Below are 23,626 nucleotides of genomic sequence, written 5' to 3' on the forward strand. Positions count from 1 at the left end.
TCATAATCCTTTGCTCACAATGGTCCAAATACCGCCGCAAGCGATCGCAACTCCGTAAGGCAGCGGGGCGTGTCGCAAATGGCGCCAACGCTCGATCGCGTAGACCCGGCGTGCGAGCGACGCTCCGGCGGGCGCCAACCTCGGATATGGCAGGTGACGCATCATCAGATGCACCAGGGCAAGAACGCCGCCGGCCAGGGCGGTGATGGTCAGCAGTTGCATCACGCCGGTCGGCGGGAGACCAACCGCCAGGGCAACCAGCAGCTTGACATCGCCGCCGCCCATCCATCCCCGCGTGTAAATGACCAACAGCAGCAGAAACAGGATCGCAGCTGATATCAGTGATTGGGCAAGTTCCATCGGGATGGTCAATTGAGCAGCGATCCCGAGGAGCGCCAGCGCCAGACAGAATTCGTTTCGGATCAACCGCGTCGCGACATCGATCGTTGCGACGTATAGCAACAGCAGGATTTCCAGAATCGAGGCTGCGGGAGCAATCCAATTCATAAAATGCACGCCTCAAAAGGTGGAACGCGCAAGAAGCAGGAAAAAGTGGGGCACACTAACAAGAGGGGGGCGCCTTGGATTGCCCCCCTCTGGGGTTAGATGGCCGTATCAAGCAGCGATCGCAGTAGCGAAAGCGGTGGTAATAGCGGTGATCCCGGTCGTCAGCGCAGCGCCGATCTGACCACCAGCTCCACCGCCGAACACAGCACCCACCGCGCCAACGATACAAACCGCGACGATGATGTACTCAAACGACACCACGCCGTCCTGGTCTGCGCGCAGGCGCTTCAAGGCATCGGTGGTCTTGATGTAATAGCGCAACATAGGGAAAGCCTTTCCTTCGAGATGAATTTGAACACCCTTGGTAATTTCCAGCGGCTGCGGACGATGACCAGCCACTCCGTAAACACTTCATTAAATATCAATGCTAGTCAATATTAAATATTGAATACTCCTCCAATTAACTATTCTGGCGTTAATTTATAAACCTACCGACCATGCAATGTCGCGCAAGCCCACGAAAAACCTCGCAAAAACAAGGAAGACGGCTGGCTAAAACGTCGAAACCAAAACAGGCCACGGCAGAGAACCGGGATGCGCACCGGAATAATAAGGTGGTTATCATAACGGTATAATCAGAATGCGCAAAACGTCCCGGCGGCCTATGCTCATTGATTATCGCCGATGTTAAATTCGCGCGCTGGGCCAATCTTGTACATGCGCCCGGAAGCAGCACCGATGCCGGCAGGCTTGAAGGAAATCGCGCAACGGCGATCGCCATGCGGGCAACGAAGCGACACAACGAGCGAGGAGTTTCAGGCTCTGAAGACCTACGTTGCGGCACATGATTCCACCGATGGCGATCTCACGTACCAATCAGAGCGACAACTGCCGACTTGGGCAAATGCACATGCAGGCAACTGATCTCAGGCACTAAGAAGCATAGCGGGAACCAACAAGAGCATCCGGTTTCCCGAGATAGCCGCTAACCACTTGTCGGAATGGTCGTCGCGAAGGGGATCCAAGCCATTGAAAAGCTTGGTGGGCGCACCAGGGCTCGAACCTGGGACCCGCTGATTAAGAGACAGCCACGGGTTAAGAAATGACTTGGCGTTCGCATCCCTGGACTTATCCGGCCGAAAATGGGCATTCGTCGCACGATCGGAGTGCTCGTTGCACTGCCTTGGTAGCGGCGCCTTGATAGTGCGCCAGATGCCGCGGATTTTTTTGCGCTATCCAGCTGCTCCAGTCACAAAAAATGTCCAATCCTGGCTCACCTGACCAGAGTGTGTTCGACGCGGAGCCCGGCAAGAAGCAAAAATTCATCCACCGAACGCTACAACACGAAAACGGGCGCGAACCCTCCGCCCGGCGTACGGAAATTTGTCGTCTGCCCTTGATTGTTAATCGGCCCCGAACAAAGCCCCTTCAGCTAACGCCGGCAATTGCTTGACGTGAATAGAGGAATCTACGTCGCGGCGGGGTCCCGATCGGCGCCGATGGTGCCCCCATCTTGACTGGTGTACTTGATTTCTTTCAGAGCGTTACTGACGACATCTGCAACGGCATGACCCTACGCCGATTTACACTGATGCGCGATGTCGAGATTATCCTCCGACATGAAAGGCTACCAAACCACATCTGCTACAGTCTGAAGCGCCGTAGTTGCTATGCTGCGACGTCCTTGCTTAAAATGAACCGAGCTGCTCGCTCGCCAATCATCATCGTCGGCGCGTTGGTGTTGCCGGATACGAGACGCGGCATGATTGACGCATCCGCGACACGAAGCCCTTCCACACCTCGCACCTGCAAGTCCTCCGAGACGACCGCCATCGCATCCGAAGACGCCCCCATTTTCGCGGTGCCTGAGGGATGGAATACGGTCTTTGAGATTGATCGCACGTAGTCGCGGAGTGCCTCGACGTCTTGTTCCAGACCCGGCTTCGGCAGAACGCGCCGCTTCACCAGGCGAGCCAGCGAAGGGGCCTCCGAGATACGGATAGCAAGCTGCACGCCTCGCACGAGCGTCTCCACGTCGGCCTGCTCAGCGAGCGAGTTCGCAACGAACAACGCGCTATCGGCGGGATTTGGTGAGCGCAAGCGGACCGACCCGCGCGACTGGGGACGCAGCACGCAAGGACCGATTGAAATACCGTGTCCTGGCTCCGCCATGCGGTCGGCAAACCCGACGAAGGTCGGTAGCACGTGAAACTGAACATCAGGCTCTCCTGTACCGGCGGTATCGGCAAAGCCCCCTGTCTCGACAACGGTCGACGTCAACAGCCCGGTTTTGGTCAGGAGATACTGCAGCATATGCGAGGCGGCGCGGAGGCCCTTGTCTTCCCCGAAGATCGAGATCGGGTCTTTCGTTTCACACTGGACGGTCGCTTCCAGATGATCCTGATAGTTTTCGCCGACACCCGGAAGATCGACAACCACATCGATTCCGTGCTCGCGTAGGTGGGAGGCGGGCCCGATGCCGGACAATTGCAAGATCTTGGGCGTAGCGAGCGCACCAGCGGTCAAGATCACTTCACGCCGGGCTTTGATCCGCGATCCGTCTTCGAGCAGGACGCCCGCGGCCCGCTTGCTTTCGAACTCAACCTTGTGGACTCGGGTTGCCGTTCTGATCGCCAGGTTGGAACGACCCTCTGCCTTGCGCAGAAAGGCCTCGGCAGAACTGCGACGGCGGCCGCTGCTGGTGGTGGTCTGATAGAAGCCGACACCTTCCTGCCGGGGACCGTTGAAGTCCTCGTTGTAGGGGATGCCGGCCTCTTGAGCGGCCCGTATGAAGGCCCAGGACAGCGGGTGGCCATAGGCCCTGTCCGAAACGGTCAGTTCGCCATCGACGCCGTGGTATTCTCCACAAAGCCGCTTGTTGCCTTCCTGATCGCGAAAGACGGGGAGCACCTTGTCATAGCTCCAGTTGCGACAGCCCAGTTGCGCCCACGTGTCGTAGTCTTGACGCGACCCGCGAATGTAGACCATCGCGTTCACCGAACTGCCGCCACCGAGCACATGGCCCTGGGGTACGATGGAGGGACGGCCGTTCAGTCCCTTCTCAGGCTGGGACGCATAGAAGAGCGCGTCTCGTCCTTTCTCGAGAACCTTGAAGAAGGTCGCCGGGATGTGGATGTATTTGTCGGTGTCACGTTGCCCGCTTTCAATGAGCAAGACGCGGGCATGCGGATCTTCCGACAGGCGCGATGCCAAAACGCATCCCGCTGAGCCGCCGCCCACGATGATATAGTCGAATTCCTGCATATCCCCTCCCCCGAAGGACGATCGTCTTCCGGCCTGCGTCAGCAGAACACGGTCTGGACGACAGTGAACTCCTTCAGTCCTTCGAGGCCGAATTCGACACCGAAGCCCGACTGCTTGACCCCGCCGAACGGTGCGTTGGGTTGAATTGCGCCGTGCTTGTTGATCCACACCGAACCGGCTTCGATCCGTTGCGCGACCTGCTTCAGAGCTTCGTGGTCAGAACCCCAAACAGAGCCGCCAAGCCCCATGGAACTCGAGTTCGCTTTCTCGACCGCCTCGTCGAGGTCGCTGTAGCGAATGATCGGGAGTGCCGGTCCGAATTGCTCTTCATCGACGAGGCGACAGCCATGATCCACATCGGCAACGAGCGTCACCGGGTAGAACCATCCAGGTCCATCTGCGGGATCTCCGCCGATCAGCACACGACCGCCCTTTTCGCGCGCCTCCTTGACGAACGACGAAACGATCTCGAATTGGCGGCGATTCTGAACCGGACCGAGCGTAGAGCTGTCGGACAGTCCGTCGCCGACGACGACCTGCTTCGCATAGGCCGTGAGTTCGCGGCACACCTCGTCGTAGAGGCTGTCGTGAACGTATAGGCGCTTCAGCGCGGCGCAGGTCTGGCCGCAATTGATGAAGGCTCCCCAGAATAGGCCCTCGACGATCTTCTTCGGCTCGGCGTCCGGGAGCACGATTCCGGCGTCATTGCCGCCGAGCTCCAGTGTCAACCGCTTCAACGTGCCTGCGGCATTCTGCATGATCTTGCGTCCCGTCGCGGTCGACCCCGTGAAGGTCACCTTCGCGATCCCAGGATGCGACGACATCAGGCTGCCGATTTCGTTCTCGCCCGTGACGACGTTCACCACGCCCGGCGGCAGTTCTTCGTTGATGAGCTCGACGAGCCGGATTGTGCTAAGCGGAGTCAATGGCGAAGGCTTGATGACGACCGTATTGCCCGCGCGTATCGCCGGAATGATATGCCAGCATGCGATCATCACGGGCCAATTCCAGGGAGTGATCGAACCGACCACGCCAATTGGCTTTCGATGAAGCTCGACGCGCCCCTCGGCCCCGTCCTGCAAGACTTCGACCGGCAGGGACAAGTCGGCGGTGTATCGTGTCCAGGCGACCGCACCGCCGATTTCGAACCGCGACCCCAACCCATTCATCGGCTTACCCTGCTCGAGAGTGAGCAAGCGCGCCAGTTCCTCGGAATGGGCGTCGATTGTCTTCGCGATCGCGCGGCACGCTTCGGCGCGCTGGGAATCAGGAACTTCTTTCCAGACTGAGAAGGCCTTTGACGCGGCCGCCACGGCAGCGTCAAGATCCCTCGCACGGCCAACCGGCATAGCACTGACAACGCTGCCGGTAGACGGGTTGATCACCTCCTGAAAATCGTCAGTCTCGACCTTGCGACCGTCGATAAGCAAGCCCCAGCGCTGCATGCAATGCTCTCCCAACTTGTACGGTCGAGCAAAGACGATCTCGCGTCGGCTGTCTTGGAAAAGAGCGCAGCTTCAATTGGACGAAAGCGCAAGCTTATTTGCGCACGACGTCCTTTGGCGAACAGTCGAACGCCTTCCTGAAGCAACGGTTGAAGTAGGAAATATCGTTGAAGCCGGACGAGAAGGCGATCTCGGCGATGGTTGTGCTCTGATCGGCGCCGCGGCGCTGCTTCTCCACAAGCCGTTCCTTTGCCAAGCGCAACCGGCGATCGCGGATGAAGCTGGTGACGGTCGTCCCGACGGCATTGAAGTCTTCTTGAAGCGTGCGCATGGAAACGCCGAGCCGGTTGGCGAGCCACTGCGGCGTCAACCACTCGGCCGTGAGGTGACGGTCGACGAGAGCCCGCGCGAATTCGAGTCGGCCAGACGCGCGCTCCTTTGGGCATAGCGGCGCATTCGGTGCATCCGCTGCGAACGCTTGCCGCGTCGCCTGCAACAGCAGTTTCCGCAATTCCACCGATCGCTTGTGGCTGGCGGGCATCTGTAGCATCTTGGCGACAAGCGCCCGCAGCATCGTCGACATCGGATCCTCGGCGCCGAGCCGCCGGGATACGTCGAAATCGTTGGGTTCTTCCGCGAGCAGCAACTGCCGTGGCAGATGGACGGACAAGTGGTTGCTGAATTGTCCATTGAAGTAGAAATTCGACGGCAGCGAGGAATCGACCAGGATGCAATCCCCGGGCGCGATGATGCTCTGCTGTCCCTGCTGCTCGATCCCACACACGCCCTGCAGCTGGACCAGAAGGAAGAAATACTCACCGTAGTCGAGGCGAATGTCGTTCTGCTCGCGGCGAACCACTTCGACGTCGGTCGCGACCTGGACGATCTCCATGCCGGCAGCATCGCGAAGCACGACGCCGCCGTTGACGACGCTATGCTCCTGCCGCCCGAACGGATTGAATCGGCCGCAGACGGATTGCAGCTTGTCTCTCCATTCGTCGAAGGGAGCAGGACTCCAGATCTCGGGAGTCCAGCTGCTAAACTCCTGGAGCTGCATGCGCCCCTCCCCTGGAAGCGCCGTTCCAGCGGCACCTTTTCATAACATGTTAAGCGACTGCCCCGCCGTGTCAACGGCGTTCGGAGCAGCGGCGCGGCCGAGAACGGGACGTAGCTCTGGCACCGCGCCTCGAGCGGAACTAGATGCAGTGCAACGAACTCATGCAAGATAGGCGCTGTGCAGAATTTCCGGATTGCTGATCAACTCCTGTGGCTCGCCGGCGAAACAGATCCTTCCGCGCTCCATCACATAGGCTGAATGCGCGATTTTGAGCGCGAGGTGGGTAAATTGCTCGATCAGGAGAACGCCAATTCCCTGTGAAGCAAGGTTCTGCAGGACAGGAACCAGCCGGGCGACCACAACGGGCGCCAGGCCGAACGACAGCTCGTCCGCCAGGAGGTAACGCGGCCTCGCAATGACAGCCTGTGCGAGCGCGACCATCTGCTGTTGTCCACCCGAGAGATTCCCCGATCGCGCCTGCAAACGCTCGCGCAACTCCGGAAAGGTGCCCAGCGCCACATCGAGGGCCGATCTGAGCTGGGCACGCGAGAGGTGGCTTCCCGCCACTTTGAGATTGTCCTCGACGCTCAGGTCATTGAGCACTTGATGCCCTTCGGGCACGGCCGCAACGCCACTGGCACGAATAGCCTCTGGCCTCAGTCCAACAATCGACTGGCCGTCCAGCGCAATCGTGCCGCTGGTCGCCGGCAACACACCTGCCATGGCGAGAACAAGACTGCTCTTGCCAGCGCCGTTGGCGCCAAGCAGAGCGGTGATCCTTCCGGGCAAGATCGTGAGGTCGACGTCGTGCAAAACGGCCTTGGCGTTCCGGGCTACATTGAGCCCATGCACTGACAACCCGGCGCTCACGTCGTTTCCTCCAGAACACCCAGGTACGCCGCTCGGACCTTGGGATCCGCAAGTACCTTTTGCGTTGGGCCGTAGGCGATGGCAGAGCCAAAATCGAGCACAAGGGTTGCGGTGCAGGTTGCCGAGATCAGATCGACATCGTGATCCACCAGCAGCACCTGCGCGCCGCAATATCCGTCTATCTGCTTGATGACACTGCGCAGATGCTCGCCCTCATGCTGTGCAAGACCAGCCCCCGGCTCATCCATCATGACGAGCCGAGGTCGACCGACCGTTGCACGGGCGATCTCCAGCATGCGTCGCTGATAGGCGTTTAGGCTGTGCCCGGGCACATCGCGCGCGGTGCCGAGACCAGCAAATTCGAGCGCCGTCTCGATCAGCTGTCGCCGCGGCTGGCCGTCGGTCGGAACATTGTCGAGCACGGCGGCAACATTCTCGCCAGCTGTCAGGTTCTCAACCACCTGCTCGTTCTGGAACGTTCGACGAATACCGAATGCCGCACGCTTGTAGATGGGAACGTCCTTCAAATCCCGACCATCGACCCGGACACTCCCCGTCGTGGGCCGTACGAACCCGGAAAGGACATTGATCAAGGTGGTCTTGCCTGCCCCGTTCGGTCCGACGAGACCGGTGACGGGCTCCGGCAGGCTTGCAGTCAAAGCGCTCAAGCCGCGCACACCCCCGAACTGTACGGTCAAATCGTCGATCTCGATCATGGACCGGCCTTTCGTTTGCCGCCCAGCAGCCGGCGAACTGTCCCGACCAAATCCCTCAATTGCCCGGCCACCCCATGGGGAGCGGTGATCAGCGCGTGCAAAAGCCCGATTCCGAACACCATGGTCGCGATGTTGCCGTCGACGCGAAAATCGTTCAGCAGCGCTGGAAAGGCCCGTAACAGCAGCCCCGCGACGATCGGGCCGATCCATGAATAGGCCCCGCCCACGATGGTCAGCGCGAACAGCATGATCGACTGACTTGCAGGGAAAGCACTGGCATCGAGCTGCCCCACGCCACCAGCGAGTAGGCCGCCGGCAATGCCGGCGAGAAAGCCGGCGAGCGCAAAGGCCCACACTTTATAGGCGACGATATTAACGCCTCCGGCGAAGGCACAGACTTCGCTGCGACGGATCATCGCCCAGGCGCGGCCGGGCCGCCCACGAACATGCAACAGCACCAGACCATAGCAGAGGCCGGCGATAACGAGGGCATAGCGCAGATAGGCTTCGTCGTTCTGCGCGAGGAATGGACGTGCCATCATTACTCGCGTGCCGGTACTCTTGCCTAGAATACCCGATCCGCCGTCCGGAAAGCCGAACGCACTGATCAACACCTGGATTGCGCCTGCCATCATCAAGGTGATGATCGCAAGATATAGCCCGCGCATGCGTAGCGCCGGCAGACCGATGACAAGTCCAACCAATGCAGCGGCCACTCCACCTGTCAGAAGCGCAAGCTCGAACGGCACGCCCAAGCCGTGCGATATGCGTAGAGCAAACCATCCACCGACGCCTAGCAGGCCGAACTGCGCGAGCGACACCATTCCGAGCTGCGCAAAGAGCAAGCTGACGCTCAGGCTTGCGACCGTTAGCGCAGACACCGAGATGAGCGTGCGCAACCAATAATCGCTCAGCGCGGCCGGCAACAAATACAGGCCAACGAGCGCCGCGGCATACAAAGCAGCTACGCCAAGCGGCAATCTGGCGGTGGGAATGGGCGAGGCTACCTCCAAGCTTTGATCCGCCACGTCGGCTCACCTGTAAACAAACGCGATTCTGCGCTGCATCCAAAACATTGCACCGACCGCAAAAAGAAATGGCACCGCGGTGCGGAAGGGACCGACGATGGGCACCGGCGTCAGAAGAGCTTCACAGACCCCGATCGCAAGTCCCCCGGCAACCGTCGCAGGAAGCGAGGCGAAGCGTCCGACCACAGAGGCGGCGATTGCTGGGATCACCGCAAAAGTGAGGGCTTGGCCACTCAGGCGTTGCAAATCGGCGAGCAGTATCCCGCTGACGCCAGCCAGCACGCCGGAGATCACCCACGCCCACCCGTCGACGCGGAACACGCGGACTCCCAGCATCGCGCTAAGCTCGCGGCTGCTTGCGAGCGCACGCATCTGAAGTCCCAGGCGACTGCACGCGAGAAACACCATGACGGCGGCCGTGGCCAGCAGGCCGAGACCGAATGCGATTGCCCGGGTCATGGTGATGCGGACGCCCAACAGCTCGAAGCTCATCGTGTCCGTGGGCAGGCGAAGCCGTCGCGGTGCCTCACCCCAGACATAGCCCATGAAGCCCAGCAGGATCAGCGCGAAGCTGAGCGTCGCCACGGCGCGCATGACCGGATCGCTGTAAGCCAGTCGTGGCGCGATTGCTCGGCCATAAAAGAACGAAATCGCGGCCGCAGCCGCTATTCCCGCTATCCACGACAGCTCCGCAGGGCCGCCGCGCTCGACGATCGACCAGGATGTGAAGGCCGCCAGGGCGCCGACGGCGCCCTGGGCGAAATTGACCACGCCCGAAGCTCGATAGAGCACCACAATGCCGACGCCGGACAGCACGTAAGTCGCCGCCGTCGCAAGGCCCGCGACGAGAAAGGGCGTGAAATCGGGCATGACTTCTTACTTCGCGATGCCGATCGTCTTCTCGTAAGCGTGCACATCATCGAGTTCGGGGTCTTCGGACTCGATGCAAACCTGCTTGGGCACGAGCTTGCCGTCCTTGACGAGAGACACCGGTCCCGCGTGATTGGCGTTGTGACGTGAACCATCACCGACGTACCAGGGCGAGCACCACATGTCGCTTTCAAACCGCTTGATGTTCCGCAAGGCCGCGGTGACTGACCGCCGGTCGATCTTGGCCGCGTCCATCTTCATCAGCGTTTCAGCCGTAACGCGAGCCGCCAAATAACCGGCTTGAGAGAAGGTGTCGCGCGGATCAGAAGCCTGTCCGTACTTCTCCATCACCGCGAGCCAGTTCTGCATATCCGGCGTTGCAGCGTCGGCGGCCTTCAACTCCATGTCCACGGTGACCTTGCCGTCCCAATATTTTCCAATTGCGCGCGGAAAGTCCAAATTGTACAGCGACGCCGGACCGGTGAAGTGCACCTTGTCGGCAAGTCCCTGCTCTTCTGCGGCGGCAAAGATCGGGACCGCTAGGCCTTTGGGCGTCCCAACGCTGATGACATCCGGCTTGAACGCCATGGCTTCAAGGACGACGGAGGTCGCGTCGAGCGAGCCTGGGTCAAACGTGATGATCTTGCCGTCGCCGCCCTGTTTCTTGATCCAGGCGACCGCACCTGTACAGGACCATTCACCAAGATTGGGAATGTTCGGCGCGATGCAAACGACACGCTTGATCTTGCCGGGATAGGATTGCGCCACATCCATTACGGCCTTGGTGTTGCTGACCCGCGGGCCGGCATTGGTCGGTGCATAGTTTTTCTGGAAGAAGCAATCACGGGGCACGCCGACACCGGCGATGACCATGATGTCTTCCTTCTCGTAGATGCCTTGATTTGCACCGCAATCGACGAAGCTCATGTTTCCAACCAGCGCGACCGCCTTCTGGTCGCGGATGAGCTTGACCGCGACCTGGGACGACTGCTCGGGGTTCCAGGCATCATCCTCAAGCTGGTATTTGACCGGGCGTCCGTTCACGCCACCGTTGGCATTCAGGCACTTGAAATAGGCTGCAGCAGCCAGGCCGGAGGAACTGAAATTGTCCGGGCCCGTGACGCTGACGATGCCCCCGATGACGATCGGCTCGCCAGCCGCCGCCGTGCCTGTGCTGGCGCCGCATTTGGGATCAGCCGCGTAAGCTGCGTTGCCGACACAGGCCGCAAGCAATCCCGTCACCATGGCCATGCTAATCTTGAATTTCATCCGTTCCCCTCCCGTGCCCAACGTTGCTGTGGGCGCATTGAAATTTCGGCATGAAGGTTCGTTGACGCAGCCCCTGTCCCTCAGCGCGCTCGCTTCGGGGCGGATGGTGCGATCCTTCTTTGTTTCTTGATCCGAACCGTCAGATACTAGGCCGGCCACGCGGAACGCGTCTTGGACTCGGACGCGGCCGGGCTAGGACGTAAACGAGCGGCGGCCCCCCTTCCACGCCCTGGCGTCACTTGGTCGCGTCCGCAACAAGCCTGGTATCGGTGAATTGCTCAAAATTGACGACCCGACCGTCCTCCATGTCCCAGACGTGGACCACGCGTGCCGTCATCGCTTTTTCGGTCTTCTTGTATCGCCCCGAGTAAGTCCCGATACCGATGATGGTCTTGTCGCCGTCGATCAGCCTCTTGAGGGAGAAAGCATAGTCGCCCCATTCTTCGCCAATGCGCTTGAACACGCCCGCAATGATGGCGTCTGAGCCGATATAGGTGCCGGCGTAGGGGAAGCCCGCCATCTCCGTCCACTTCGTTCGCGCGGTGATTGGAGCCATCATGGCCTCCACATCCTTGCGGTCCGAAGCGGCATAGTGCGCCTTGATTGCCTCGTAATTGCTATTCACGCCAGCCACTCCTCCGGTCAAACCGGCTCCTTGCCTTCGTCGTAGGCCGTCCTGGATCTTATCTTGATGAACGCGCCAGCGGGCTTGTTCTCGACCCGGCCGTCGCTGGTCACACCGAGGAATTTTCCGGTCGAGCGCATCGTCTCCCAATCGTAGAAGAAGATCGATGCGACCGGGATGATGAACTCGCGAAAGCCGAATACGTATTGATTGTGATCGAACTTGTAGGCCGTCGTCAGATCGACATCGCCGTGCCCCCGCTGCACGCCAACGAGGTTTTGCCACGCGTAGCGTTGCGAGCTCAGATAGACATGCTCGTAAACATGCTGTGGGCTGTATTCGTAATGCGCGGTCATTCCGATCAGATCGCGGGTCGGCGCCGGCTCGATACCAGCAGGCGGAACAGCGGGATCGTCGATGATCCCTGGCGTATAGACCTGCGCCACACGCGGCTCTCCCGCCGCTTCGTTCGCCGCGCGTACGCGCTCGCGTAACCGACGAGCCCGTCGGTGATGCTCCCGCCCCTGACTGCGATCTGGGGAGCAGGAAGCGAGCACCTCGTGGATCGGATCCGCAGCAAGTCGCTCGCGTCCGACGCGATAGGCCTCCTCGGAGCCGCGTCGCAGATGCAAGGCCGTAGGTGTTAGCGACGACGCGCTGATCGTTAGGCGCGTCGTGGAGGCCTGGATCGGTCAGCGGACCGCTTCCGCACCCTCGTTCCGGGCGAGGTGCGGCGGAAATCTAGTCGTAGATCGTAACGGTCAGTGCTCGACGCTACCGAAGGTATCCGGGGCGACTAGGCAAACGCTGGCCGCGGCCCTAAGCCTCGGGAAGTGCCAAGCCCGTCAGCGCGCCCAAACTGGCGATGAGCTGATCCTGGAATTCGGGATCGGCGGCCTCGCTGGCCGGCTGCTCCTGCCGCATGTGATGCCAGTAGCGACCGCTGACCTTTGCAGCCGGCTCGTCGCTGACGGCCAGCCAAGTCTGGGTCCGCTGTCCGGTATCGAGGTCCACCGGGGCCCCGGGGCCGCCCATTCTCGTGCGCACCCAGCCGGGATCGACCGCATTGCTGAACACCTGCGGCCAGCGTCGCGCCACCGCAAACGCCAGCGCGACCACCTGCAGCTTGCTTTCGGCATAGGCCTTTGCCGGATCCCAGCTCCGCTTCGTCCAGTCGAGATCACGCAGCGAGCCCTCCCCGCCTCGATGCAGTCCGCTGCTGAGGTAAATCAGCCGACTGGGACGATCGATCAGCGCCGTCAGGATGTAGGGCGCAAGCGTGTTGACCGCGAGCACGCCGGCGTGAACCTCGGGTGTCGAGCCGCGACTTCCCTCGGGGTAGACCCCCGCGTTTTGAATGATGGCATCCATGCGACCGATCGCGTTGACCTGGTCCGCTATGCTCCGGGTCTGCTCGGCACTGCGGAGATCGCCGATCACGATCCCCGCGGCCCGCGGCGCGAGCTCGCCGAGGCTCGCCGCGCGATCAGCCGAGCGGGCGTGCAGCACCACGCGATGACCGGCATCAAGAAGCGACCGGGCCGCGGCGCGACCGAGCCCGTCCGTGCTGCCGGTGATGAATACAATGGCCATGCGCTGCTCCTGCCGACGTTCTCTGAATACAATCTGAAGAACAACCTGTCCTGGCGAGCGTGACGTCCTGCGCGGACTTCCGCCGCGCCCCGGCCGCCGGCTTCTTCGCCGCCGTTTCCTTCGGCTTCTTGCCCTCGATCGGCATCATTCCCTTCTGGCAGGACGCCGCCTTGCGCGGGTTCTTGGCGGCTTGCCCGCCTTCGCCGGCGCGGATCTTTCCGGCGCTCCGATGCTGCGCATCCATCAGGTCGACCACGTTGGTTGTTGCGGGCTGATCGGCTTGCCGGAGCGCTTCTTCTCATGGGATCGATCAGCTCGGTCTCGTGGTGGCATGACCCTGACCGACGGCCTGTCGACAGCGCATCGGCATCTACGTCATTCGAACCCAGGCGCCTTCGGATGCCGAGGACTTCACAGCAGCATCGATGAACTTCACGCCTGCCAGTCCATCCTCAACGGTCGGGAAGATCACCTCAGGATGCGGCTTTTCACCGACTCTTGCCGCGCGAATGGCGCGCGCTGCCTCGGCATAAATTGTTGCGAAGCCTTCAAGGTAGCCCTCCGGGTGACCCGCGGGGATGCGGGTGACCCGACCCGCCTCGCCCAAGGCGGCGGCCCCGCCGCGGGTCAGGAGCTGCTTGGGCCGGCCATAGGGCGTGAACCAAAGATGGTTCGGATTTTCCTGCGCCCATTCGAGGCCGCCTTTGCTGCCGCAGACGCGCAGTGTCAGGCCGTTCTCGTTGCCGACCGCGACTTGGCTCGCCCACAGCATGCCTTTGGCGCCGCCTTTCCACTTGAGGAGGATCTGGACATCGTCATCGAGGCGCCGTCCCTCGACGAAGGTCGACAGTTGTGCGAGTAGTTCGTCGAGCTTAAGCCCTGTGACGAAGCAGGCGAGACTATAGGCGTGGGTGCCAATGTCCCCGATGCACCCGCCGGCGCCGGACCGGGCCGGGTCCGTGCGCCACGCCGCCTGTTTGTGGCTGCTTGCCTCCAATCGCTCGGTCAGCCAATCCTGGAGATATTCGGCCTGGACGAGCCGGATCTCGCCGAGGTCGCCATTCGCGATCATGGCGCGGGCTTGCCGGACCATGGGATAGCCCGTGTAGTTGTGCGTCACCACGAAGACCCGGCCGGTCTTCCTGGCCAGCGCCACCAGCTCCTCGGCCTCAGCAACGGTCGTCGTCAATGGCTTGTCGCAGATCACATGGATGCCGGCTTCCAGGAAGGCCTTCGCGACCGGACTGTGCATGTGGTTGGGCGTTACGATCGAGACGACCTCGATGCCGTCCGCTCGCGCGGCTTCGGCCTTCGCCATCTCTTCGAAGGAGCCATAGGCACGGTCGTCGGTAATGCCGAGCTCCTTCGCCGACGCCTTGGCTCGCACCGGATCGGACGCGAGCGCGCCGGCCACCAGCTCGAACTGGTCGTCGATGCGCGCGGCAATGCGGTGGACGGCGCCGATGAAGGCTCCCTGCCCGCCGCCGACCATTCCTAACCTGATACGCGCATGACTGCTGGACTCGTTGCTTGCGTTGATCGCCATTTGCTTCTCCCGCTCAGGATAGACCGAGCATCTTGCGGTTCGCTGCATGGTCGGTGCCGGAGCTCGCGAAATCATCAAAGGCTCTCTCTGAGACCCGGATGATATGGCTTCTGATGAACTCGGCCCCCTCTCGCGCGCCTTGTTCGGGATGCTTCAGCGCACACTCCCATTCGAGCACCGCCCAGCTGTCGTAATCGTACTGCGTGAGCTTCGAGAAGATCGCGCCGAAATCGACCCGGCCGTCGCCGAGCGAACGGAAGCGACCGGCACGGTCGACCCAGTTCTGGAACCCGCCATAGACGCCTTGGCGGCCGGTCGGGTTGAACTCGGCATCCTTGACGTGGAAGGCTTTGATGCGATCGTGGTAGATGTCGATGTAGTCGAGATAGTCGAGCTGCTGTAGCACGAAGTGTGAGGGATCGTAGAGCAGATTGGCGCGCTTGTGGTTGTTCACCCGACCGAGGAACATCTCGTACGAAACGCCGTCGTGCAGATCCTCGCCCGGGTGGATCTCGTAAGCGAGATCGACGCCGTGCTCGTCAGCATAATCGAGGATCGGCCGCCAACGCTTCGCGAGTTCGTCGAACGCGGCCTCGACCAGGCCCGCCGGACGTTGCGGCCATGGATAGATGTAAGGCCAGGCAAGCGCGCCGGAGAAGGTTGCGTGCGCCGTAAGCCCAAGGCGCTTGGAGGCGAGGATCGCGCGTTTGACCTGGTCGACGGCCCATTCGGTGCGCGCCTTCGGATTGCCACGGACCTCCGGTGCGGCGAAGCCGTCGAACGCCGCGTCATAAGCCGGATGAACGGCAACGAGTTGGCCCTGGAGATGGGTCGAGAGCTCGGTAATCGCAAGGCCGTGGCTGGCCGCGATCCCCTTCACCTCGTCGACGTAGTCCTGCGACTGCGACGCCTTGTTGAGGTCGAAGAGCCGTCCGTCCCAGCTCGGAATCTGAACCCCTTCGTAACCGAGCGAGGCGGCCCATCCGCAGATCGAGTCGAAAGAGTTGAACGGCGCAGCGTCGCCGGCGAACTGAGCGAGGAATATCGCTGGTCCCTTGATCATCTTCATCGAATGCTCCTTCTTCCTTGGACCTCAGCAGCATGTGCCCGCTGAGCTCGATACCCACAAAAACCTGAGCTCGATACCCACAAAAACTCACCTCCTTGCTCGTTCCAAGAGGTGGAGCGGGCATTTCAGCCAATACCCGGGCTGGGCAATCACGGCTGGAGGACTACCCCACTTCAGAACGTTTCCCCGGCCCACAGCACCATCGCATCGAGCTCGGACAGCGGTGCCGGTCGCTCGACGCGCGAGCGCACTGCGATCTCTCCGCCTTCCACGCTGGCCTTGAGGATCGCGTGCTTCACCTCCAGTGCGTGGCTCGCCAGCGCCCCGGAGGAGCGGTGTGGCGTACAGCGCAGCACCGCACTTGCGAGTTCGGCGACGCCCAGACAACGATAGTTGGCCTGGTTCGGCATGTGATCGGCCCAATTCGGCGAGCGCCAGTTCGGCTTGCCGAACGGCCGGTCGTCGGCTGCGACCGAAATCCAGTCGCCACCCTTCTCGGTGTATTGCACGGCGCCGCCGAAGAAATTGGGGTCCGGCACGCGCAGCGAGCCTTCGGTGCCGTAAAGCTCGATCGGTGGATGTGCGTGTTTCCAGACGTCCCAGCTCATCGCAAAGATGATGTCGGCGCCTGACTCGAAATGCAGCAACGACATCACCGTCGTCGGCGTTTCCACCGCGATGATCTTGCCGTTCATCGGCCCCTTCGAGGTGACGAGCCGCGTCGCAAAGCCGGCGCTCGCACGCCCCTGCACCAGCGCAACGGGACCCAACAGGTTGATGAGCGCGGCAAGGTAATACGGACCCATATCAAGGATCGGCCCACCGCCCCGTTTAAAGAAGAAGGTTGGATCGGGGTGCCAGTGCTCCATGCCATGCGACATCAGAAAACAGGTACCATAGAGCACTTTACCGATCCGGCCTGCATCCACGAGTTCGCGCGCCGTCCGTCCACCGCCGCCGAGGAAAGTGTCCGGCGCGCAGCCGATCTTCAGGCCGCGATCCGCCGCCTCGGCAACCAGGGTCGCGGCGTCGTTGGCCTCGATCGTGATCGGCTTCTCCCCGAACACGTGCTTGTTTGCGGCCAAGGCCGCGTGGCTTATGGCGAAATGTGACTCGGGCGTAGTGAGATTGACGACGATCTGGATGTCAGAACGCGCCAGTAGCGCATCGATCGTCAACGCCTCGATCCCGAACTTCTCCGCTTGGGCTTGCGCGGCCTCCGGCCGCAGATCGGCGCACGCGACTAGGTTGAGATCCCGAAACTTCGGCATGTTCTGCATGTAGATCGTCGAGATGTTGCCGCATCCGACGATGCCGACTCCGAGCTTGCTCATGACCTGCTCCCCGTCACGCCCACGACGATACGGTCTCGCGCGCCCGGCGCGCGAAGCGGGCGACGTCGTTCGGCTTATCGTGTTCAGCGACGAACAGGGACACCCCGGCCCCCGTCATCGCCGCGCGCAGCGCCGGCCAGTCCATGATGCCGTGGCCGGGATCGGCCCAGCCGTCCTCGTCGGCGCACTGTCCGGATGGTGCGAGATCCTTGATGTGACAGGCGACCAGACGCTGAGCATGTTTCTTGATCTCGGCGACGGGATCGCCGCCACCGCGCACGATCCATGCGAGATCGGCCTCCCAGACGAGGTCGGGGGCCTCCTCGAACAGACATTCGAGATAGGTCTTGCCGCTCCCAGTGCGGCCATATTCCCAATGATGGTTGTGCCAGCCGAAACGAAGCCCCTCGCCGGTGACGGCCTTGCCGATCTCGTTCAGTTCACGTCCGATGCCGCGCCATTCTTTTTCGCCGCCCTCACGTTCGCCGGGCGGCGGGGCCGGCGCGAGAATGATCTTCATGCCGAGGCCTTTGCAGAGTCTTGTGGTGCTGACGGCATCCGCGCGCAGCCGGTCGAGCCCGACATGCGCGCTCGGCGCTGTCATGCCGTGGACATCGAGAAGCCGCTGCAGCGCGTCGGGATCGTTGAACAGGCCGCCCCACGGCTCGACCATCTTGTAGCCGAGCCCTGCGATGAGCGCGAACTGCGCCTCGAGCGGAGTGATGGAGCGGGCGGAATAGAGCTGGATGGACAGGCGGTCGATCGGCTTGGTCATAGCGGGGCTTTCGATGGGTGGATGAGGTCAGAGACGCTGTCCGCTCTTGTCATCAAACAGCGAGAGAGTTTCGGGAGGAAACCGCAGGGCGAGCGTGTCGCCTGCGCGGAGTGGCGCGTCGGCATCATGGCGGAGGGAAAAGGCGGTGCCGTCGGCAAGGCGGCACCAGATCAAGCTATCGGCGCCCATCGGCTCCACCATCTCGACGCGAGCAGGCACGGCGAATGGGTCGTCGGACGCCGTGACCTCGACATGCTCCGGGCGGATGCCAAGCACGGCCGGCGCGTCAGTCGGGGGGCCGCGGAAGACGTAGCCATTCAGGCTGAACCGGCTCGTGCCGGCGACAAAGGCTGCGCCACCATCGCGCGCGATAGAGCCGGGGATAAAATTCATCGCGGGCGAACCGACGAAGGAGGCGACGAACCGGTTCACCGGCGCGCGATAGATCATCTTTGGCGTATCGAGCTGCTGGATCACGCCGCCTTGCATGACCGCGATGCGGTCCGCCAGGGTCAACGCCTCGATCTGATCGTGCGTCACATAGATCATGGTGGCGCCGAGCCGCGCATGCAGGCGCTTGATCTCGACCCGGAGCTCGGCGCGCAGCTGGGCATCGAGATTGGAGAGCGGTTCGTCGAACAAATAGACACCGGCATGCCGCACCAGCGCCCGGCCGATTGCGACGCGCTGGCGTTGCCCGCCGGACAATTCGAAAGGACGGCGGTCGAGCAGCTCGGTGAGACGCAGCATCTGCGCGGCCTCTCCGAGACGGCGGCCGATCTCGTCCTGCGGCGTGCCGGCGACCTGCAGCCCGAACGACATGTTCTTGCGCACGGTCATGCGCGGATACAGCGCATAGCTCTGGAACACCATCGCGATGCCGCGATCCTTTGGTTCGGCCCAGGTGACATCGCGGCCGCCGATATGGATCTCGCCGCTCTTGACGTCAATCAGGCCGGCGATGGCGTTCAGAAGAGTCGATTTGCCGCAGCCGGACGGGCCGAGCAGCACCAGGAATTCGCTGGCCTCGACATGAAGGTTGAGATTGTCGAGCACCTTCAGTCCGCCAAAGCCGATTCTTAGGCTCCTGATATCGACGTTCGCGCGCTGCATGATGCGTCAGCCTTTCACCGCGCCGGCGGCGATGCCGCGCACGAACCAGCGGCCGGAGCCGAAATAGACCAGGAGCGGCAGCAACGCGGTCAGCAGCGTCGCCGCCATGTCGACATTATAGGCGCGCTCGCCCTGCGTCGAATTGACGATGTTATTGAGCTGCACGGTCATCGGCAGATTGTCGCGGCCGGCGAAGACGAGCCCCAGGATGAAATCGTTCCAGATGCCGGTGGTCTGTAGGATCACCGCGACCACGATCATCGGGGTGGCCATCGGCATCATGATGCGCGCATAGATCTGGTAGAAGCCGGCGCCGTCGACGCGGGCCGCTTTGAACAGCTCGGGCGGTAGTGAGGTGAAATAGTTGCGGAACAACAGCGTCATCGTCGGAAGACCGAAGATCGTATGGATGATCACGATGGTCAGAAGCGACTGCCCGAGCCCGGTGAAGGCGAACACGCGCACCAGGGGATAGATGAACAGCTGATAGGGAATGAAGGCGACCACCATCATCGCGCCGAACAGGATGCTGGCGCCACGCACGCGCCACAGCGATAGCGCGTAGCCGGTCAGCGATCCGACCAGGATGGAAATGAAGACCGACGGCAACAGGATGCGCACCGAGTTGAAGAAGCCGACCTTGATGCCCTGGCAGGTAAGCCCGGTGCAGGCCGAGGCCCAGGCCGTGACCCACGCATCGATGCTGGGGGACACCGGCAGCGCCAGCAAATTGCCCTGCCTGATCTCCGCCATCGGCTTTAGCGAGGTCACGACCATCACATAGAGCGGCAGCAGGAAATAGAGCGCTGATATGAGGATGAAGGCATACAGCCCCCAGCGCGCCGGCGTCATGCGCGCCCGCCGTCGCCGCGCGGCAGGCAAGGGCTCGGCGAGCACGGTCATCGGATGTCTCCCTTGCGCGCGCGCCAATAAAGATAGGGCGCGACCACCGCGATCACGGTGACCAGCATGGTGGTGGCGGCCGCGGTCGCAAGCCCGATATTGGCCCGTTCGAACAGATGATCCATGACGAATTTGGCGGGCACCTCCGAGGCAATGCCCGGCCCGCCATTGGTCATGGCGACCGAGAGGTCGTAGAGGCGCACCACGGCGGTCGACAATAGCACCGCCGCGGTCGCAAAGCTCGCGCCCATCATCGGAATCACAATTGAGGCGTAGACCCGCCATTTCGGCAGTCCGTCGATCCGCGCCGCCTTCCAGATCTCGTCGTCGATGCCGCGAAGGCCCGCCAGCATGATCGCCATTACGAGGCCGGAGGCCTGCCAAACGCCGGCGACGACAAGGCAATAGATCGCCCGCTCCGGCCGTACGATCCAGTCGAAGGTCGCGCCTGCAAAACCCCAGCTGCGCAGTACGTGCTGGATGCCGAGTGACGGGTTCAGAAGCCACTGCCAGACCAGCCCCGTGACCACGAAGGACATCGAATAGGGATAGAGATAGATCGAGCGGATGGTGTCCTCGGCGCGCACCCGTTGGTCGATCGCGACCGCCAGGAGAAAGCCAACCGCGAGCGCCAGCGAGACGAACAGGACGCCATAGATAACGACGTTGTGGACCGAAGTGATCCAGCGGTCGTTGCCGAACAGCGACTCGTATTGGCGCAGGCCGACGAAATTGTTGTTCGGCAGCATGCGCGAATTGGTCAGCGACATCCACACGGTCCAGCCGGTGGCGCCGATATAGACCACGATCATCACCATCAGCGCCGGCAGCAGCGCCAAGACCACGGACAATCTGGAAGACAGCGAAAGGCGCATCGTGCCGAACGAGTGAGAGGGGATCGATGAATGAAAGAGGGCGGCCGGGAAGATGGGCCGCCCGATCGAGATGTGTCAGTCCTGTGCCTTCAGCACCGCGGCGACCTTGGCGGAGAATTCGTCGGCGCTCATGTCGGTGTTCCAATATTGCGAGATTGCGTCCTGGACCGCACCGACAAGTGCGGGCGCCGCCAGCATGTCGACCGACGGCAATTGCTGCGCCTTGTCGGCGACGTAGCGCATGCCCTTCTGGGCGCAGGCGTCGAGCGCAGAGCTGTCGACGTCGCTGCGCACCGGGATCGACCCCTTCTTCAGCGCGAACTGGATCTGGGTTTCCGGCGCCAGCATCAGCTTGGCAAGCGTCATCTGTGCCTTGGTGGTCGCCGCGTCCTTGGACTTCGGGAATACGAACACGTCGCCGCCCATCATGTAGCCGCCGCCATGATTGGACAGCACCGTGCAGCCATAATCCTTGTCGGCGACCTTGCCGGCGGCGACGAATTCGCCCTTGGCCCAATCGCCCATGATCTGCATGCCGGCCTTGCCCTGGATGACCAGACTGGTCGCATCGTTCCAGTTGCGCCCGGGCGCGCCGGCATCGACATAGTTCTTCAGCTTCTTGTAGGCGACCGCGACCGCCTTGAACTCGGCGCTCCGCGCCAGCGCCGCGTCGCGCTTGCCCATGATCCCAACCCACATCGGCCCGCCGCCGACGCCGATCAGCACCGCGCTGAACAGGTTTTGCTCCCAGTTCTTCTGACCCGAGAAGGCGAGCGGGATCACCTTTCCGTCGACTTTCAGTTTGTCGAGAACGGCGAAGGCGTCGTCCCAGGTCTTCGGCTCGGCGGCGCCGATCGACGTGAGCACCGCCTTGTTGTACCAGAGCCAGTTCTGGCCATGGATGTTGACCGGCACCGCGTACATCTTGCCCTTGCGGGTTGCGGCGGCGATGAAGGCCTGCGGCATTACGCTCTTCCAATTGCCTTCGGTCGCGACCGTGTCGACGTCGGCGAGCAGATCGCCCTCCACCAGTTCGTCGAACTGTTTTCCGGTGTTGAGCTGCATGGCGGTCGGCGGATTGCCGGAGACAGTGCGGCTGATCGCGGCGTTTCGGGCGTTCGCGGCGCCGGCTACCGCGCTGTCGATCCAGGTGCCGCCGGCCTTGGTGAACTGATCGGCGAACACCTTTACGGCAGCGGCCTCGCCGCCGGAGGTCCACCAGTGAATGACCTCGGCTTTCATTTCCTCGGCACGGACTGGCACCGGGGCCAAGGCCATGGCGGCAATCGCCACCGATGCGAACAGCGCGCGCTTCATGATTCCCTCCCAGGATTTGCCCTCGCGGGCTTGTTGGTCTTCCGCTTGCGGCCCTTTTTGTTAGGTCAGGATCTTTTCGGAAAACCGCTTCGCGCTTTTCCGGATCATGTCCTTGGGCTCGTCAAGCCTTTACAAACTGGTGTAATCGATTACATTTATATCGTAACAGAACTCAACGATTTTGCAAGGGCCGTTTTGACGGCAGGACACCGAAACCGGAAATGGCAAAGCGAACCCGAGCGTTACACCGGAAGACGGCCAAGATCGCGGATGTCGCTGAGCTCGCCGGCGTCTCGGTCGCGACCGTCAGCCGCACGCTGGCGCGGCCCGAGGTGGTCACCGAGGAAACCCGTACGCGCGTGCTCGCAGCTGTGCGCGACACCGGTTACACGCCGAACATCTCCGCGAGGAACCTGCGTGTCCGAAAGACCATGGTCGTGCTGGTGGCAGTACCTGACATCGCCAACCCCTTCTTCGCTGAGGTTCTACAGGGCATCGACGATACGCTGTCGACCGCCGGCTACGGACTCATCATTGCGAACCTGGCCGGCTCGCCAGAGAAGGAGGCGCGCTACGTTGACTTGGTCTGCGCCGGCCAGGCCGACGGCGTGCTGCTCTTATGCGGCCACGTGATGCGCAGCCCCGACCGCGACCTGCGCGAAGCGCGCGTACCGTTGGTTGCCGCTTGCGAGTACATCCCCCGCGAAAGCTTCCCGCAGGTCACAATCGACAATGTCGGGACTGCGCGTGAGGCGGTGCAACACCTCATCGAGCTGGGCCACACAAGTATCGCCTATCTGTCGGGGCCCAAATCCAACATCCTCGAGCAGCAGCGCCTCGAAGGCTACCGGCAGGCCTTGCGAGAGGCGGCAATTGCCGCCGATGCGGGGCTGATTCTCCCTGGCGATTTCACCTTCCGCACCGGTGTCGAGGCCGGCCGGGCGCTGCTGGCGCTCGAGCCCCTAGCGCGTCCGACCGCGCTGTTTGCGGCCAATGACGAAATGGCGATCGGCCTGATCAAGACCGTGCACGCGGCCGGTCTGCAGATCCCGGACGATCTCTCTGTCGTCGGCTTCGACGGCATTGCCTATGCCGACTATTGCGAGCCAACTCTGACGACTATCGTCCAGCCCCGCCGCGACCTCGGGGCCACCGCCGCAGCCGAACTGATCGCGCTGATGACGACCGACAAATTGGGGCTGCGCAAGGACATCACGCTTCCCGCCAGGCTGATGCTGCGCGACAGCACGCGCCCGCCACCGAAGAGTCGCGGCCATTCGCGCAGCCGCACGAGGTCCGGTTAGGACGGCTCTAATTCTCGATTGAGCCAGAACATGCGGCAGATCATAGCCGGTCTGACAGTGCTGATCATCGCCCATCGCTTTCCACTGATTGCACTTCCGGCGGATCATCACCATCGAGCTCGGCCGTCTAGACGATCGATTCCATG

22 protein-coding genes are annotated in these 23,626 nt (G+C 62.1%); 1 reads left to right on the forward strand and 21 read right to left on the reverse strand.

The genetic code is table 11. The features are described from left to right. The 21 genes from FXV83_RS15720 to FXV83_RS15820 form a co-directional block, all read right to left on the reverse strand. Nucleotides 1–507, reverse strand: coding sequence for an A24 family peptidase (locus FXV83_RS15720; RefSeq protein ID WP_187435931.1), 507 nt, complete (start codon nt 505–507; stop codon nt 1–3). 108 nt (nt 508–615) lie between these two features. Then, nucleotides 616–906, reverse strand: a complete 291-nt coding sequence (locus FXV83_RS15725; protein WP_347341062.1) for a hypothetical protein — start codon at nt 904–906, stop codon at nt 616–618. Nucleotides 907–2,175: 1,269 nt separating this feature from the next. Further along, complete coding sequence (locus FXV83_RS15730) at nt 2,176–3,771, reverse strand: GMC family oxidoreductase (protein WP_148740309.1); 1,596 nt, start codon at nt 3,769–3,771, stop codon at nt 2,176–2,178. Nucleotides 3,772–3,809: 38 nt separating this feature from the next. Continuing rightward, the gene (locus FXV83_RS15735; RefSeq protein WP_148740310.1) at nt 3,810–5,216 is read right to left on the reverse strand and encodes an aldehyde dehydrogenase family protein; all 1,407 of its coding nucleotides are present in this window, start codon (nt 5,214–5,216) and stop codon (nt 3,810–3,812) included. A 94-nt stretch (nt 5,217–5,310) separates the two neighbouring features. Then, nucleotides 5,311–6,273: a helix-turn-helix domain-containing protein gene (locus FXV83_RS15740; RefSeq protein WP_148740311.1), complete on the reverse strand. Its 963-nt coding sequence runs from the start codon at nt 6,271–6,273 to the stop codon at nt 5,311–5,313. 159 nt (nt 6,274–6,432) lie between these two features. After that, entirely contained in the window at nt 6,433–7,143 is a 711-nt protein-coding gene (locus FXV83_RS15745; RefSeq protein WP_187435932.1) for an ABC transporter ATP-binding protein, read from the reverse strand. Then, nucleotides 7,140–7,859, reverse strand: coding sequence for an ABC transporter ATP-binding protein (locus tag FXV83_RS15750; protein WP_148740312.1), 720 nt, complete (start codon nt 7,857–7,859; stop codon nt 7,140–7,142). The genes FXV83_RS15745 and FXV83_RS15750 overlap by 4 nt, the downstream gene beginning before the upstream one ends. Next, nucleotides 7,856–8,872, reverse strand: coding sequence for a branched-chain amino acid ABC transporter permease (locus FXV83_RS15755; RefSeq protein WP_210250734.1), 1,017 nt, complete (start codon nt 8,870–8,872; stop codon nt 7,856–7,858). Before FXV83_RS15755 ends, FXV83_RS15750 begins: the two co-directional genes overlap by 4 nt. Before the next feature lie 21 nt (nt 8,873–8,893). Further along, nucleotides 8,894–9,757: a branched-chain amino acid ABC transporter permease gene (locus tag FXV83_RS15760; RefSeq protein WP_148740314.1), complete on the reverse strand. Its 864-nt coding sequence runs from the start codon at nt 9,755–9,757 to the stop codon at nt 8,894–8,896. A 6-nt stretch (nt 9,758–9,763) separates the two neighbouring features. Next, nucleotides 9,764–11,026, reverse strand: a complete 1,263-nt coding sequence (locus tag FXV83_RS15765; RefSeq protein WP_148740315.1) for an ABC transporter substrate-binding protein — start codon at nt 11,024–11,026, stop codon at nt 9,764–9,766. Nucleotides 11,027–11,261: 235 nt separating this feature from the next. After that, nucleotides 11,262–11,651: a nuclear transport factor 2 family protein gene (locus FXV83_RS15770; RefSeq protein WP_148740316.1), complete on the reverse strand. Its 390-nt coding sequence runs from the start codon at nt 11,649–11,651 to the stop codon at nt 11,262–11,264. Between the two features lie 17 nt (nt 11,652–11,668). Further along, entirely contained in the window at nt 11,669–12,097 is a 429-nt protein-coding gene (locus tag FXV83_RS44060; RefSeq protein WP_235939680.1) for a MoaF C-terminal domain-containing protein, read from the reverse strand. Nucleotides 12,098–12,470: 373 nt separating this feature from the next. Next, nucleotides 12,471–13,244 carry an SDR family NAD(P)-dependent oxidoreductase gene (locus FXV83_RS15780; protein WP_148740318.1) on the reverse strand — a complete coding sequence of 258 codons (774 nt, stop codon included), beginning with the start codon at nt 13,242–13,244 and terminating at the stop codon, nt 12,471–12,473. A gap of 370 nt (nt 13,245–13,614) precedes the next feature. After that, nucleotides 13,615–14,790: a Gfo/Idh/MocA family protein gene (locus FXV83_RS15785; protein ID WP_148740319.1), complete on the reverse strand. Its 1,176-nt coding sequence runs from the start codon at nt 14,788–14,790 to the stop codon at nt 13,615–13,617. A gap of 13 nt (nt 14,791–14,803) precedes the next feature. Further along, complete coding sequence (locus tag FXV83_RS15790) at nt 14,804–15,859, reverse strand: sugar phosphate isomerase/epimerase family protein (RefSeq protein ID WP_148740320.1); 1,056 nt, start codon at nt 15,857–15,859, stop codon at nt 14,804–14,806. A gap of 173 nt (nt 15,860–16,032) precedes the next feature. Then, nucleotides 16,033–17,280 carry a Gfo/Idh/MocA family protein gene (locus tag FXV83_RS15795; protein WP_347341063.1) on the reverse strand — a complete coding sequence of 416 codons (1,248 nt, stop codon included), beginning with the start codon at nt 17,278–17,280 and terminating at the stop codon, nt 16,033–16,035. Beyond that, nucleotides 17,207–17,968 carry a sugar phosphate isomerase/epimerase family protein gene (locus FXV83_RS15800; protein WP_148740322.1) on the reverse strand — a complete coding sequence of 254 codons (762 nt, stop codon included), beginning with the start codon at nt 17,966–17,968 and terminating at the stop codon, nt 17,207–17,209. The genes FXV83_RS15795 and FXV83_RS15800 overlap by 74 nt, the downstream gene beginning before the upstream one ends. A 27-nt stretch (nt 17,969–17,995) precedes the next feature. Further along, a complete protein-coding gene (locus FXV83_RS15805; protein WP_148740323.1) occupies nt 17,996–19,081 on the reverse strand; it encodes an ABC transporter ATP-binding protein in 1,086 nt (361 codons plus the stop codon). Nucleotides 19,082–19,087: 6 nt separating this feature from the next. Continuing rightward, nucleotides 19,088–19,984, reverse strand: coding sequence for a carbohydrate ABC transporter permease (locus FXV83_RS15810; RefSeq protein ID WP_148740324.1), 897 nt, complete (start codon nt 19,982–19,984; stop codon nt 19,088–19,090). Next, a complete protein-coding gene (locus tag FXV83_RS15815; protein ID WP_148740325.1) occupies nt 19,981–20,859 on the reverse strand; it encodes a carbohydrate ABC transporter permease in 879 nt (292 codons plus the stop codon). Before FXV83_RS15815 ends, FXV83_RS15810 begins: the two co-directional genes overlap by 4 nt. Before the next feature lie 75 nt (nt 20,860–20,934). Then, nucleotides 20,935–22,176: an ABC transporter substrate-binding protein gene (locus FXV83_RS15820; RefSeq protein ID WP_148740326.1), complete on the reverse strand. Its 1,242-nt coding sequence runs from the start codon at nt 22,174–22,176 to the stop codon at nt 20,935–20,937. 221 nt (nt 22,177–22,397) lie between these two features. Between FXV83_RS15820 and FXV83_RS15825 the strand changes: the two genes are divergently transcribed. Further along, a complete protein-coding gene (locus tag FXV83_RS15825) occupies nt 22,398–23,480 on the forward strand; it encodes a LacI family DNA-binding transcriptional regulator (protein ID WP_148740327.1) in 1,083 nt (360 codons plus the stop codon). The last annotated feature ends 146 nt before the right edge of the window (nt 23,481–23,626 follow it).

Source organism: Bradyrhizobium hipponense, from assembly GCF_008123965.1.
Classification (GTDB): Bacteria; Pseudomonadota; Alphaproteobacteria; order Rhizobiales; family Xanthobacteraceae; genus Bradyrhizobium; species Bradyrhizobium hipponense.

Bases quoted from the DNA above. Each gene is read 5' to 3' on its own strand.
- FXV83_RS15815 (WP_148740325.1), bottom strand. From the start codon at position 20,859: ATGCGCCTTTCGCTGTCTTCCAGATTGTCCGTGGTCTTGGCGCTGCTG.
- FXV83_RS15740 (WP_148740311.1), bottom strand. From the start codon at position 6,273: ATGCAGCTCCAGGAGTTTAGCAGCTGGACTCCCGAGATCTGGAGTCCT.
- FXV83_RS15720 (WP_187435931.1), bottom strand. From the start codon at position 507: ATGAATTGGATTGCTCCCGCAGCCTCGATTCTGGAAATCCTGCTGTTG.
- FXV83_RS15780 (WP_148740318.1), bottom strand. From the start codon at position 13,244: ATGGCCATTGTATTCATCACCGGCAGCACGGACGGGCTCGGTCGCGCC.
- FXV83_RS15750 (WP_148740312.1), bottom strand. From the start codon at position 7,859: ATGATCGAGATCGACGATTTGACCGTACAGTTCGGGGGTGTGCGCGGC.
- FXV83_RS15810 (WP_148740324.1), bottom strand. From the start codon at position 19,984: ATGACCGTGCTCGCCGAGCCCTTGCCTGCCGCGCGGCGACGGCGGGCG.
- FXV83_RS15825 (WP_148740327.1), top strand. From the start codon at position 22,398: ATGGCAAAGCGAACCCGAGCGTTACACCGGAAGACGGCCAAGATCGCG.
- FXV83_RS15760 (WP_148740314.1), bottom strand. From the start codon at position 9,757: ATGCCCGATTTCACGCCCTTTCTCGTCGCGGGCCTTGCGACGGCGGCG.
- FXV83_RS15735 (WP_148740310.1), bottom strand. From the start codon at position 5,216: ATGCAGCGCTGGGGCTTGCTTATCGACGGTCGCAAGGTCGAGACTGAC.
- FXV83_RS15820 (WP_148740326.1), bottom strand. From the start codon at position 22,176: ATGAAGCGCGCGCTGTTCGCATCGGTGGCGATTGCCGCCATGGCCTTG.
- FXV83_RS15785 (WP_148740319.1), bottom strand. From the start codon at position 14,790: ATGGCGATCAACGCAAGCAACGAGTCCAGCAGTCATGCGCGTATCAGG.
- FXV83_RS15805 (WP_148740323.1), bottom strand. From the start codon at position 19,081: ATGCAGCGCGCGAACGTCGATATCAGGAGCCTAAGAATCGGCTTTGGC.
- FXV83_RS15790 (WP_148740320.1), bottom strand. From the start codon at position 15,859: ATGAAGATGATCAAGGGACCAGCGATATTCCTCGCTCAGTTCGCCGGC.
- FXV83_RS15800 (WP_148740322.1), bottom strand. From the start codon at position 17,968: ATGACCAAGCCGATCGACCGCCTGTCCATCCAGCTCTATTCCGCCCGC.
- FXV83_RS15765 (WP_148740315.1), bottom strand. From the start codon at position 11,026: ATGAAATTCAAGATTAGCATGGCCATGGTGACGGGATTGCTTGCGGCC.
- FXV83_RS15730 (WP_148740309.1), bottom strand. From the start codon at position 3,771: ATGCAGGAATTCGACTATATCATCGTGGGCGGCGGCTCAGCGGGATGC.